11 protein-coding genes are annotated in these 13709 nt (G+C 43.9%); 9 read left to right on the plus strand and 2 right to left on the minus strand.

Annotated features, from left to right (window positions below):
• Positions 1–205: 205 nt before the first annotated feature.
• Both purH and purD read left to right on the plus strand, forming a co-directional pair.
• Positions 206–1741, plus strand: coding sequence for a bifunctional phosphoribosylaminoimidazolecarboxamide formyltransferase/IMP cyclohydrolase (gene purH / locus TV75_RS12025; protein WP_044339029.1), 1536 nt, complete (start codon positions 206–208; stop codon positions 1739–1741).
• Positions 1742–1989: 248 nt separating this feature from the next.
• Positions 1990–3264 (plus strand): phosphoribosylamine--glycine ligase, encoded by a 1275-nt coding sequence (gene purD / locus TV75_RS12030; protein WP_044339030.1) that lies wholly within the window; start codon positions 1990–1992, stop codon positions 3262–3264.
• Here purD and TV75_RS22595 read toward each other — a convergent pair.
• Both TV75_RS22595 and TV75_RS22600 read right to left on the minus strand, forming a co-directional pair.
• Positions 3242–3355 carry an EYxxD motif small membrane protein gene (locus TV75_RS22595; RefSeq protein WP_367379312.1) on the minus strand — a complete coding sequence of 38 codons (114 nt, stop codon included), beginning with the start codon at positions 3353–3355 and terminating at the stop codon, positions 3242–3244. The genes purD and TV75_RS22595 overlap by 23 nt on opposite strands.
• Positions 3356–3521: 166 nt before the next feature.
• Positions 3522–3959, minus strand: coding sequence for a YgaP family membrane protein (locus TV75_RS22600; protein ID WP_082051270.1), 438 nt, complete (start codon positions 3957–3959; stop codon positions 3522–3524).
• 125 nt (positions 3960–4084) lie between these two features.
• Here TV75_RS22600 and TV75_RS12040 point away from each other — a divergent pair, with 125 nt between their 5' ends.
• The 7 genes from TV75_RS12040 (at position 4085) to TV75_RS12070 (ending at position 13618) form a co-directional block, all read left to right on the plus strand.
• The gene (locus TV75_RS12040; protein WP_044339031.1) at positions 4085–5824 is read left to right on the plus strand and encodes an adenine deaminase C-terminal domain-containing protein; all 1740 of its coding nucleotides are present in this window, start codon (positions 4085–4087) and stop codon (positions 5822–5824) included.
• 52 nt (positions 5825–5876) lie between these two features.
• On the plus strand, positions 5877–6914 hold the full coding sequence (locus tag TV75_RS12045; protein ID WP_044339032.1) for a DUF3048 domain-containing protein: 1038 nt from the start codon (positions 5877–5879) through the stop codon (positions 6912–6914).
• Between the two features lie 21 nt (positions 6915–6935).
• On the plus strand, positions 6936–7235 hold the full coding sequence (locus tag TV75_RS12050) for a YerC/YecD family TrpR-related protein (protein WP_034760840.1): 300 nt from the start codon (positions 6936–6938) through the stop codon (positions 7233–7235).
• 141 nt (positions 7236–7376) lie between these two features.
• Entirely contained in the window at positions 7377–8063 is a 687-nt protein-coding gene (locus TV75_RS12055; RefSeq protein ID WP_044339033.1) for a heptaprenylglyceryl phosphate synthase, read from the plus strand.
• 84 nt (positions 8064–8147) lie between these two features.
• Positions 8148–10373, plus strand: a complete 2226-nt coding sequence (gene pcrA, locus TV75_RS12060) for a DNA helicase PcrA (protein ID WP_044339034.1) — start codon at positions 8148–8150, stop codon at positions 10371–10373.
• 71 nt (positions 10374–10444) lie between these two features.
• Positions 10445–12451, plus strand: a complete 2007-nt coding sequence (gene ligA / locus TV75_RS12065; RefSeq protein WP_044339035.1) for an NAD-dependent DNA ligase LigA — start codon at positions 10445–10447, stop codon at positions 12449–12451.
• A gap of 15 nt (positions 12452–12466) precedes the next feature.
• A complete protein-coding gene (locus TV75_RS12070; protein ID WP_044339036.1) occupies positions 12467–13618 on the plus strand; it encodes a CamS family sex pheromone protein in 1152 nt (383 codons plus the stop codon).
• Positions 13619–13709 lie beyond the last annotated feature (91 nt).

Here is a 13709-nt window from a genome sequence, read left to right on the forward strand (position 1 = left end):
ATCTGGGTCAACAAACATCGAAAGTGGCACAAGTTTAACAACAATGAAAAAGTGCTGCAACCCACAGAATAAAACAGCCGTGATACACGACATCACCAACCACTCCCTTTACTTTTACACCATTAAACCCTCAATCCCATCCTCAATTCAACAACAAAATAATGAAATAAAATCAGCATTACATAAGGCAGAGGAGGATCAGACATTGAAAAAGAGAGCATTGATCAGTGTTTCAGATAAAAGCGGAGTCATCGAATTTGCGAAAGAATTAAAGACACTTGGGTATGAAATCATTTCGACGGGTGGCACAAAGAAGCTTCTCTTAGAAAATGAAGTGGACGTCATGGGAGTGGAAGAAGTAACGGGTTTTCCTGAAATTTTAGAGGGACGTGTAAAGACCCTTCACCCTAACATCCACGGTGGGCTGCTTGCAAAACGCGGGGAAGATAGCCATCGCCAGCAGCTTCAGGAACAAGGAATAGAAGGGATCGACCTGGTTTGTGTGAACCTTTATCCATTTCAACAGACCATCTCTAAGCCGAATGTCGGTGTAGAAGAAGCCATTGAGAATATCGATATCGGCGGTCCAACGATGCTTAGGGCGGCTGCGAAAAATCATCAATACGTTACAGTCGTAGTCGATGCTTTGGATTATGATGAAGTCATTGCTGAGTTAAAGCTTCATGGCGAACCATCATTGGAAAAACGTCGCAAATTAGCGGCCAAGGTGTTCCGTCATACGGCAGCTTACGATGCATTTATCGCTGAGTACATGACAGACATTTCAGGGGAAGAGCACCCAGAGCGTTTTACGAGGACGTATGAGTTAAAACAAACATTACGCTACGGGGAAAACCCTCATCAGCAGGCTTCTTTCTACCGTGCACCACTTGGATCTGAATTCTCTGTAGCCATGGCGAGACAGCTTCACGGAAAAGAGCTTTCTTATAATAATATCAATGATGCGAATGCAGCTCTTCAAATCGTGAAAGAGTTTACGGAACCAGCGGCAGTCGCTGTAAAGCATATGAACCCGTGTGGAGTCGGCGTTGGCTCTACTATTAAAGAAGCCTTCTCGAAAGCCTATGAAGCCGATTCTACATCTATTTTTGGTGGGATCGTGGCTCTGAATCGTGTCGTGGATGAAGAAACAGCCAAGCAGCTTCATGAAATTTTCTTAGAGATCGTCATCGCTCCAGCTTTCAGTGATGAAGCGTTTGAAATCCTTTCAGGCAAAAAAAATATCCGCTTATTGACGGTTCCATTTGAATCCACAAACAAAATCGAACGTAAATTAACGACCGTTGAAGGTGGATTGCTTGTTCAGGCGGATGACACATTTACCCTTGAAGATGCGGATTTGAGAGTGGTAACAAAACGTCAGCCAACTGAAGCAGAGTGGGCAAGCATGAAATTAGGCTGGAAAGTTGTGAAACACGTGAAATCCAACGCAATCGTTGTAACGGATGCTCACATGACAGTGGGAGTCGGGGCAGGTCAAATGAACCGCGTAGGAGCTGCTAATATTGCCTTGGAGCAAGCAGGCGAAAAAGCAAAAGGGGCAGCGATGGCATCTGACGCATTCTTCCCAATGGACGACACCGTAGAAGCAGCAGCCAAAGCAGGCATAACAGCCATCATCCAGCCAGGAGGCTCAATTCGTGACGAAGACTCCATCAAAAAAGCCGATCAATACGGCATCACCATGGTCTTCACCGGAATCCGCCACTTCAAACATTAATTTGAGGGACGGACCTCCAATTATACAAGGAAGTTTTGTAATATTACCGTTTAAACCATGTGGGGAACGAAATATTGGGAACTGGGTGATTAGAAAGAGTGCGGATTGAGGGCCGGACCTCAACCAAACTACTGCCTACCCATTGCCAATTCATCAAACCCACCTAACCATAGATCCATTCCACATACAACCTCTCCTCATCTTCAACTCTGGCAGGAGAGGTTTTCTTAAAAAGGGGGCTTTTCAAGATGAAAGTACTTGTTATCGGTCGCGGTGGTCGTGAACATGCCATATGTAAGAAGTTAGCGGAAAGTGAAAGTGTGACAGAGGTATTCTGTGCACCCGGTAATGCAGGGATTGCAAGCGTTGCGACGAATCTCCCATACACTGAATCCGATGTGAATGAACTCATTGCTTTTGCCAAAAAAGAGCATATTTCTTATACCTTTGTAGGTCCTGAAAACCCATTATTGGAGGGGATCGTTAATAGCTTCCAAGCTGAAGGGCTGCAAATCTTTGGCCCGACCAAAGAAGCTGCCATCATAGAGGGAAGCAAATCGTTCTCAAAGGATTTAATGAAAAAATATAGCATTCCTACGGCAAAATATGAGGTGTTCACAAGTGTTGAGAAAGCAATTGAATATGTAAAAGAAGTTGGCGCCCCTATTGTCGTGAAGGCGGATGGATTGGCAGCAGGAAAGGGTGTTGTGGTTGCTGAAACAGAGGAAGAAGCGATCAGTGCATTGGAAGAAATGCTTCTTGATGAAAAGTTTGGAGATGCTTCTTCTAAAGTGGTAGTGGAAGAGTGTCTGTTTGGGGAAGAGTTTTCTTTGATGGCCTTTGTACATGGAGAATCCGTTTATCCGATGGTGATTGCGCAGGATCATAAGCGTGCCTTTGATGGTGATCAGGGACCGAATACTGGCGGAATGGGTGCGTATTCCCCGGTACCTCATATTTCGGACGATGTCGTGCAAGAAGCGATTTCAACTGTTCTCTATCCGACAGCTCAAGCGATGGTACAGGAGAATCGCTCGTTTACCGGGATTCTTTATGCAGGTCTGATGCTGACAGATGAGGGTCCCAAGGTCATCGAATTCAATGCGCGATTTGGCGATCCGGAAACACAGGTGGTACTGCCGCGGTTGACTTCTGATTTCGGTCTCGTTATAAAAAACATGATCGAAGGGAAGCCGGTGCAATTAGAATGGTCTGATGATGCAGTTCTTGGAGTCGTTTTGGCTGCAGATGGTTATCCCGGTAAATATGCAAAAGGGATTGCCCTCCCAAATCTTGATAAGTCATTAGCTGAAGAAACCCTTGTATACCACGCTGGAACTGAGCTGAATGAAGAAGATTCATTAGTTTCAAATGGTGGAAGAGTGTTACTTGTAGCTACCTCTGCAGCTTCTGTGGAAGAAGCGCAGGCTAAAGTGTATAAAGAGTTAGACAAGGTAGACTGTAAAGGATTGTTCTATAGAAGGGACATCGGGAAGAAAGCTATCGAACACGTCTCTTCCTAGTTCTGCGAACATAAACAAAAGCAATGGCAACAATGCCGCCAATGAGCGAAAATAACACATACGACATATCCGTTAAATACTCCCAAAACATAAATGAACAACTCCTTTATTAAAAAATAGATTAAATCAAGAGTGCCAGGTCCTATCCCATTTAAGGGACGGACCTCGGCACTCTTGCCATTAGCGGATTTCAAAGGCGGAATTCACTGCAGGAGAACATGCCTTTGAATTTGGAAAGGGAAGGAGAGGTCCGTCCCTCAGCGGAGGTCCGTCCCTTCGATATTCTCACCATTCAATGCTGCCTGGACTTCTTTGTTGGTGAGTTCTTCTGGATTGAAGTTTGATTCTTTTTTGGTATTGTCGAGCGGGTCTTGTTTGTGTTCTTTTGTTGGGTGGTGGTCTTTGTTTTCTGGTGATTTGTCTGATTTCAGCATGTCTTTAAAGTTCATCATATCTTTCGCTTTGAATCCTCCGAAACCACCGTTTCCGTCCCCGCTTTTCTCAAATAGGGCTGTAACAGGGCAGTAGCGAAGAATTCCTTCTCCTACTTTCATGGCACCAATTACGGCCATCACGAGATAAGAGTCTCTCCAAGGGCGTCTCGCAAGCTTGGATGTGCTCCAGGCCAGAATCGTGAAACCAACGGTAATGCGGATAAGGGCATTGATAATCCCAATGTTTGATGATACTTTCATTTGTAAACTCCTCCTTAATAGAAAATTCACATAATTGTTGTAAACCTTTAATGCGTTAAATAGTAAAATATGTTAACATAAAATGAAACTTAAACTAATACCATTCCACTAGAGGAGTGTTCACATTGGAACAGCGCTACAGATGGAAGAACAAACAACTACGAGAACATGTACAAGTACTGAACGGAGAAAGATCTCCGAGCCTTCTTTTGAAGAATGCAACGTACCTTCACTCGACTCTAAAGAAATGGGTGCAGGGACACATTTGGGTTTACCGTGACCGGATTGTCTATACAGGCGATCAGCTCCCGGAAAACCTTGAGAAATGCGAAATAGTGGACTGTAAATCACAGTACCTCGTTCCCGGATATATCGAACCGCATGTACATCCGTTTCAGCTTTATAATCCCCAATCTTTTTCCAAGTATGCATCCCAAACCGGTACAACGACATTCGTAAATGATAACCTGATGATGTTTTTACAATTGGAAAAAAAGAAAGCGTTTTCTTTATTGGGGGAATTCAATAAGCTGCCTGTCACCATGTATTGGTGGACTAGGTTCGATTCGCAAACGGAGATGGCGAATGAAGAGGTGACCTTTTCAAATGGTGAAGTGAAATCATGGCTGGAACATGACTCCGTGCTTCAAGGAGGGGAACTGACTGCCTGGCCGAGACTGCTCCAGGGAGATGATCTGATTCTCCACTGGATGCAGGAAGCGAAAAGAATGGGCAAGATCGTTGAAGGACATCTGCCGGGAGCATCTGACAGAACCATTGCCAAGCTTCGCTTATTGGGAATTGATGGTGATCATGAAGCCATGACAGGTGAAGATGTCTATAAGCGGCTTATTCAAGGACTGACCGTCACATTACGCCACTCCTCCATCCGACCGGATTTACCGGTCCTTTTAGACGGGTTAAAAGAAAAAGGCATCGATTCGTATGATTCCTTACTGTTTACAACGGACGGATCGACACCGGGCTTTTATGAACAAGGTGTATTGGATTTCATGATAAAAATGGCGATTGATAAAGGCATACCCCCAATCGAAGCATATAATATGGCTAGCTATAACGTTGCCAATTACTATAACATCACTCATTTGCATGGGATGATTGCTACAGGCAGAGTGGCAAATATTAACTTCCTATCGACAATTGATGACCCTACTCCGATTTCCGTCCTCTCAAAGGGGAATTGGGTACGCAGAGATGGCGGGGAGATGGAAGATACGACAGAAATAAACTGGTCATCAAACGGATTCAAGCCATTGACCCTGAACTGGGAAGTGGGATACGATGACCTTCAGTTTTCCATGCCTTTTGGAATTGAAATGGTGAACGATGTCATCACCAAGCCTTACTCCATTTCCATCAATCCTTCTACGGATGAGCTCGATCTTGATCATGATCAATCGTTCCTCATGCTTCTGGATCGAAAGGGAGAATGGAGAATCAGCACCATGATCAAAGGATTTTCAACGGGTGTCATGGGCTTTGCTTCCTCCTATTCGAATACAGGGGACATCATCTTAATTGGTAAAAACAAGTCAGATATGATTGCTGCCTTTAAAAGAATGAAAGAAATCGGTGGCGGAATTGTTTTAACGGAGAAGGGTGAAGTCCTTCATGAAATACCACTTCCATTAAGCGGCCTGCTCTCTCATAAAGAGATGCCGGACCTTATCGAGGAAGAAAAAACACTAAAAGGGTTGTTAAAAGAAAGGGGCTATCGCTTTTCGGATCCCATTTATACATTGCTATTCCTTCAGTCTACTCATCTGCCTTATATACGGATGACACAAAAGGGAATCTATGATGTAATGAAGAAAACGGTACTCTTTCCAACGATAATGCGTTAAAATAGTAAAGTATAGGGAAAAGGATTTCTATATAATAGGGGTGTCTAAAAACATGCTGAAAAGAGCTTTGATCATTGCTTTAAGCTCGTTTACACTTGTCGCATGTAGTTCAGATAAAGAGATAAAGAAAGAATCTGATAAAGAAACTGCAACTCCGGTTGTAAAAGAGGAGACAGGCGTAGAAACGGAAGAGAAAAGCCAATCACCGTTAACTGGTGAGGTACAAGAGAGAGAATCCACGGCGCGAGCGGTTGCGGTCATGGTGAATAATCACCCGAAGGCCCGTCCCCAATCAGGCCTTTCAAAAGCAGACATTGTGTATGAAGTCCTGGCAGAAGGTGATGTGACTCGGTTCCTGGCTATATTTCAAAGCCAGAAGCCTAAAGACATCGGACCTGTACGAAGTGCCAGAGATTACTATGTAGAGCTTGCCAAAGGATATGATAGTCTATATGTAGCTCATGGTTATAGTCCTGAAGCACAAGAAATGCTGACAAGCGGTTTCATTGACAATCTAAACGGCATGAAATATGATGGAACGCTGTTCAAGCGCGCAAGCTTCCGTAAAGCTCCTCATAATTCCTATATCTCCTATGAGCATATCAAGGAGGGGGCGGAGCAGAACGGTTTTGATATGAAACGTCCGCCGGAAGCATTGAACTTTAGTGATAAAGGGCCTGTTAACGGGGAAGCATCCCAATCGGTCATGATTTCATATAATGATAATCCGCTGTTTAACGTAGTGTATGATTTCAACGAAGAAGAGGGCAAATACGAGCGTTACTCAAATGGTGAACAGACCATCGATTACGATTCCAAAGACCCTGTTTTAGTAGAAAATCTCTTTATAGTGGAAGCGTCTCATAAAATAGTCGATGATACAGGCAGACGAAACATTGATTTTGAATCCGGCGGGAATGCGTACTTGATTCAAGAAGGAAAACTCCGGGAAGTTCAGTGGAAGAACGTAGAAGGCAGAATCCTTCCTTTTGAAAATAATAAACCTGTCAGTTTGCGAAAAGGATCTACGTGGATCAATATCATTCCAAGTTCTGAAGGATTGGCGGGGTCGGTATCGTATCAAGAATAGATTGAAAAAGGAGTCTTTTTAATGCAAATCAATAAACTAAGAGGCAAGGAGCTGGATCAGTTATTCAATGCTGTTCTATCTCTACAAGATCTTGAAGAGTGTTATCGTTTCTTCGATGATCTTTGCACAATCAATGAAATTCAATCTCTTGCTCAGCGCCTTGAAGTAGCTCGTATGCTGCAGGATGGGAAAACCTATCATAAGATTGAAACAGAAACAGGTGCAAGCACTGCAACCATTTCCCGTGTGAAGCGTTGCTTAAACTACGGAAATGATGCGTATCAGCTAGTATTGGACCGTGTACATCAGGAAGAAAAATAATAGAAGGGACCGCTGTCGTCATGATGAGCGGTCTTTGTTTTTTTGTTGGAATAGAAATTGTTAACATCGGAGGAGTTAATGCGACTCCCATCCACAAATGATATAATACGTTAGATGGATGTAAGAATGGAGGAACAAAGCATGTATGATGTCCAAAAGTGGAGCCATGTATTTAAACTAGATCCGAATAAGACAATCGATGATGGAGATTTGGAAGCTGTATGTGAATCAGGGACAGACGCCATTATTGTAGGGGGAACGGACGGTGTAACCCTTGAAAAGGTTCTTGATTTGATGGCACGGGTGAGACGATATACTGTTCCTTGTATTCTGGAGGTATCAAATTTGGAGTCGATTACTCCGGGCTTCGATTTATATTTCATTCCGATGGTGATGAACAGCCGGGACATGAACTGGGTGACAGGATTGCATCACCAGGCTGTAAAGGAGTATGGGGAAATTATGAATTGGGATGAAATCCTTGTAGAAGGATATTGTATATTAAACAAAGACTGTAAGGCGGCACAGGTTACGGAGGCCGATACAGATATTTCAAGTGAAGACGCGGCAGCCTATGCCATGATGGCAGAAAAAATGTTCAACTTGCCGATCTTTTACCTGGAGTACAGTGGTACATATGGGGATGTTGAGACGGTGAAAGAAGTAAGAGATTCACTGGAAAATACTACATTATTCTACGGTGGAGGCATCAAAACCGTCCAGCAGGCGAAGGAAATGGCTGCAGTGTCAGATGTTGTCGTTGTAGGAAATGCTGTATATGACAATCTGAAAGAAGCGTTAAAAACAGTAAAAGCTGTGAAGGGATAAGGATTAAACTGGAGGTCCGTCCCTAAGTAGGATATAATGGAAATACAAATATAGAACGTATGTTCGTTATGGTGGTGAGAGTGTATGCAATTTTTGACTGATCGATTGTTGAATGGAATGAATCCCGAGCAGGCAGAAGCTGTGAAGGCGACAGAGGGACCGTTACTGATCATGGCAGGGGCAGGCTCCGGGAAGACGAGAGTATTGACGCATCGAATTGCGTATTTAATGGTGGAAAAAGGGGTCAATCCTTATAATATTTTAGCGATTACCTTTACAAATAAAGCGGCGAGAGAGATGAGGGATCGTATTGAAAACATCCTGGGCGGGGCTTCCGAGAACATTTGGATCTCAACCTTTCACAGCATGTGTGTACGAATCCTGAGACGTGATATTGATCGCATAGGGATGAACCGTAATTTTACCATCCTTGATTCTACCGATCAGCAGTCGGTGATCAAAGCGATTTTAAAAGAAAAGAATATAGATCCGAAAAAATTTGATCCCCGTTCGCTTTTGGGATCCATCAGCTCTGCCAAAAATGAGCTGACCACTCCTGAAGAGTTATCCAAGCAAGTAGGGGGTTATTACGACCAAGTTGTCTCTGATGTGTATACCGAATATCAGAAGCGTTTACGGAAGAATCAGGCGCTGGATTTTGATGATTTGATCATGACCACGATCCAGTTGTTTCAGCGTGTACCGGAAGTATTGGAATTCTATCAAAGAAAGTTCCAATACATCCATGTCGATGAGTATCAGGATACGAACAGGGCTCAATATATGCTCGTTAAACTGCTTGCTTCCCGATTTCAGAACTTGTGTGTAGTAGGGGATTCGGATCAATCGATTTATCGCTGGCGAGGTGCGGACATTGCGAACATCCTTTCCTTTGAAAAGGATTATCCACGGGCAACCGTTATTTTCCTCGAACAAAACTATCGTTCTACGAAGAGGATTTTACAAGCAGCGAACGAAGTGATCCAGAAGAACTCGAATCGTAAACCGAAGAATCTATGGACGGAAAATCATGAAGGTGAAAAGATCTCGTATTTCAGAGCGGATACCGAGCAGACCGAGGCTCAATTTGTGACAGGTAAAATCAAGGAAATGATGGAAAGCGGTAAGAGGAAGTACTCTGATTTCGCCATCCTTTATCGTACGAATGCTCAGTCCCGTGTGATGGAGGAAGTTTTACTGAAATCGAATATTGAATACTCCATTGTCGGCGGCATCAAGTTCTATGACCGTAAAGAGATCAAGGACATATTGGCATACCTGAGACTCATCTCGAACCCTGATGATGACATCAGCCTTCTTCGTGTCATTAACGTTCCAAAGAGAGGTGTAGGAGCAACCTCTGTAGATAAAATTGCCCGTTATGCACAAGATCACGATATTTCCATGTTCAGTGCCTTGGAAGAAGCGGATTTTATCGGCCTAAGTCCGAAAATCACGAAAGCTGTCATTGAATTCAAGGAAATGGTGAAAGGCTATACGGCCATGCAGGAATATCTGTCTGTAACCGAGCTCGTAGAAGAAATTCTGGAGAAATCCGGCTACATCGATATGTTAAAAGCAGAAAAGTCGATCGAGTCTCAAAGTCGCTTGGAGAACTTGGACGAGTTCCTGTCTGTAACGAAAAGCTTCGAGCAATCCAACGATGACAAGAGCCTTGTCGCATTTTTAACGGATCTGGCATTAGTGGCGGATATCGATAAGCTTGATGAAGACGATCAGCCAAAAGACTCGGTTATCCTGATGACCCTTCATGCTGCAAAAGGTCTTGAGTTCCCTGTCGTATTCTTGATGGGAATGGAGGAAGGGGTTTTCCCTCACAGCCGTTCCCTCATGGAAGAAGATGAGATGGAAGAAGAGCGCCGACTGGCTTATGTAGGAATTACCCGTGCTGAAGAGCAACTCTATTTAACCAATGCACAAATGAGAACCCTCTTCGGGCAAACGAAGATGAACCCCGTGTCCCGTTTCATTCAGGAGATTCCAGCTGAACTACTGGATGACGTGATGGCAGAAAAGAAGAGTGCCTTCACACCTTTCGGGAAATCAGCGGCGAAAGCACCAACGCGTCCTGCCCCGCGCAAGCCTGTTTCACGACCGGTTCAAACGACAACCGGTGGAGAATCTGTTGCATGGCAAGTAGGGGACAAAGCCCAGCATAAGAAATGGGGGACAGGGACGGTTGTCAGTGTGAAAGGCTCTGGAGACAGTGTAGAGCTTGACATTGCCTTCCCAAGTCCGATGGGAATCAAGCGTCTTCTTGCGAAATTTGCTCCTATTGAAAAAGCCTAGCTTGTCGGGAGGGAATTCCCTCTCGGCTGTGTTTAAATAACTGATCACTTTAGCAAGAAAGGGTTGTGGAAATGGATCGACAATCAGCCGAAAACCGTATAAGTGAATTACATGAACTGTTAAATCAATACAATTATGAGTACCATGTGCTCGACAAACCTTCCGTGCCCGATTCCGAGTATGATCAACTACTGAGGGAACTCATCGGACTCGAGGATCAATTTCCTGATCTGAAAACATCCGATTCCCCTTCTCAACGGGTGGGAGGTGCGATACTCGATGCCTTTGAAAAAGTGGAACATCGCACTCCGATGCTCAGCTTGGGGAATGCCTTCAATGAAGAGGATCTTCGTGACTTCGATCGTCGTGTCCGTCAGGCAGTCGGAGAGGATTTCTCCTACGTTTGTGAGCTCAAGATCGACGGGTTGGCAGTCTCCCTCCGTTACGAAGATGGAGTGTTTGTTCAGGGAGCAACAAGGGGAGATGGCTCGATAGGTGAAGATATCACTTCGAATCTGAAGACAATACGCTCCATTCCCCTGAAGATATCTGAAAGGATTTCCTTTGAAGTCCGCGGTGAAGCTTTTATGCCAAAAAGATCCTTCGAGGCATTAAATAGAATCAAAGACGAAAAAGGAGAAGAGCCTTTTGCCAACCCACGCAATGCAGCGGCAGGTTCACTTCGTCAGTTAGATCCTAAAATTGCGGCTTCACGAAATCTTGATATCTTCTTATATGCTTTAGCAGACATTGGGGATACAGGAATTCATTCGCATAGTGAAGGATTAGATAAATTGGAAGGTCTGGGATTTAAGACAAACCCTGAACGAAAACAATGTGCCACGATTGAAGATGTGATTGAATTTGTTGGAAAGTGGACCGATCAACGTCCGAATCTTTCCTATGATATTGATGGGATTGTCATTAAAGTCAACTCTTTAGAGCATCAGAAGCAGCTTGGAACGACAGCAAAAAGTCCACGCTGGGCCATTGCCTTCAAATTTCCTGCTGAAGAAGTGGTCACCGTGTTAAAAGAAATTGAATTAAGTGTCGGCCGTACCGGAGTGGTGACACCGACGGCGATTTTGGACCCGGTCCGTGTCGCGGGTACAACGGTTCAACGTGCGTCTCTTCATAATGAAGATCTTATTCGAGAAAAAGATATCAAAATCGGCGATCATGTCGTCATTAAAAAAGCAGGGGATATCATTCCTGAAGTGGTCAATGTATTAGAAGAAAAGAGAACCGGTGACGAACAGGATTTCCATATGCCCACCCATTGTCCTGAATGCGAAAGTGAGCTGGTCAGACTTGAAGGAGAAGTCGCCCTTCGCTGTATCAATCCCAAATGTCCTGCTCAAATCAGGGAGGGTCTGATTCATTTTGTGTCCCGAAACGCCATGAACATCGATGGTCTTGGAGAAAAAGTGATCAGCCAGTTATTCAGAGAGAAATTAATCGAAGATGTTGCCGACTTATACCGATTAGAGCGCGATCAATTGCTTCGACTGGAGCGCATGGGGGAAAAATCCGCTGATAATTTATTGACAGCCATTCAAGCATCAAAAGGAAACTCACTGGAGAAGCTGTTATTCGGACTTGGTATACGTCATGTAGGGGCCAAAGCTGCGAAAACGTTAGCACAAGAGTTCGATACGATGGATAAGCTTATGGAAGTTAGCAAAGAAGAGCTGACCAATGTAAACGAAATCGGCGATAAAATGGCAGATGCCATTGTGGCCTATTTTGAAAATGATGAAGTGAAAGAACTGATCGGGGAACTGAAGGATGCCGGTGTCAATCTTGAATACAAAGGACCGAAGCCGGTAGCAGCAAGTGAAGTCGACTCTTATTTTGCAGGGAAAACCATTGTGTTAACCGGGAAAATTGAACGATTAAGTAGAAATGAAGCAAAAGAAAAAATAGAAATGCTCGGTGGAAAAGTAACTGGTAGTGTCAGTAAGAAAACAGATCTTGTCATTGCAGGGGAAGAAGCAGGATCAAAGCTTACGAAAGCCAATGAACTGAACATCGAAGTATGGGATGAGGACAAGCTGATGGAAGAACTTAACCGATAAGAGGTGTAACGAGTAATGAAAAAAGGGATCTCGGTCGCTCTCTCCGCACTATTGTTATTAGGGGGCTGTGCTCCGACATTTGAAAAGCAGGATCAGGTCGTGCAGGAAAATCAAGATAACGAAGCAAAAAAAGCGATCATTCCAAGCTTCCAGATATCCAAGGAATACTACAAGACGATGCTTCCGTATGAAACGAGTAAAACCCGTGGAGTCGTGGTCAATGATTTAGGTTCAAGATATGATATCAATGAAATCGAAACGGGCTTGCTGCGGGTAGCCCAAAATCGTTTCTCAACGGATGAATATTTTTTCAAAGAAGGCCAATTCCTGACCAAGAAAACAGTCGATAGCTGGCTTCAACGAAAATATACAAGTGAACAGCTGAAAGAAAAGGGAATTCAAGAATCTGAGAATGCAGGCCTCAATCCTGTCCAGTCTAAGGGTGAGAACGCACCCATCTACCTTGCACATGTGATTGAGCATAATTATTTGATGAAAAAACAAGACAACAAGGTTCAACTTGGTGGAGTGGCCATCGCCCTATCCTTGAATTCCGTTCAGTACGAAACCAACCTTTCAACTGGAACAAGGACAGTAAAAAACATTAGTAATGATGTCTTAAAGGAACAAGGGGCCAGAATCGCCGACGAAGTCCTCAATCGTCTGCGTCAGAAAAAAGAACTCCAAAATGTTCCTATCATGATTTCACTTTATAAACAGGCTCCGAAAGAACAGGTCGTCCCTGGTCATTTCTTTGCCTACACAACCGTTGAAGCGAACGAAACCAGCATCCAAAATTGGGAAGGGATCAACGAAGAATTTTACCTATACCCTTCCCCTGAAGCACAGAAAAATCATCCGAACGATTACAAAGTTTTCAACGAGCTGAAAACGGACATTGAAAAATACTTTCCTGTTTACACAGGCTTAACGGGACAAGCACTTTATCAAAATCAAAAGCTGTCCAACATGAAATTCGAGGTAGCTCTCTCCTTCCAGGGAAAAGCTGAAACCATCGGATTTGCCCAGCATCTTTCCCGCATGATCAGCAAGCAGACACCGGACAATTGGGACGTAGAACTGCTCGTCTCATCGTCCTATGGACCTGAAGCCCTGATTGTGAAGAAGCCGGGCAGTAAAGAAACATATATGCACATTTATGAATAGAAGAGGAGAAGGACTAATCTTATATAGGTTAGTTCTTTTTTGAGGATAGGACTGTAGAGGTGTCTGAGAAATTAGTCGAATTTTGTAGAAC

This window comes from Rossellomorea aquimaris, assembly GCF_000935355.1.
GTDB classification, from domain to species: Bacteria; Bacillota; Bacilli; order Bacillales; family Bacillaceae_B; genus Rossellomorea; species Rossellomorea aquimaris_B.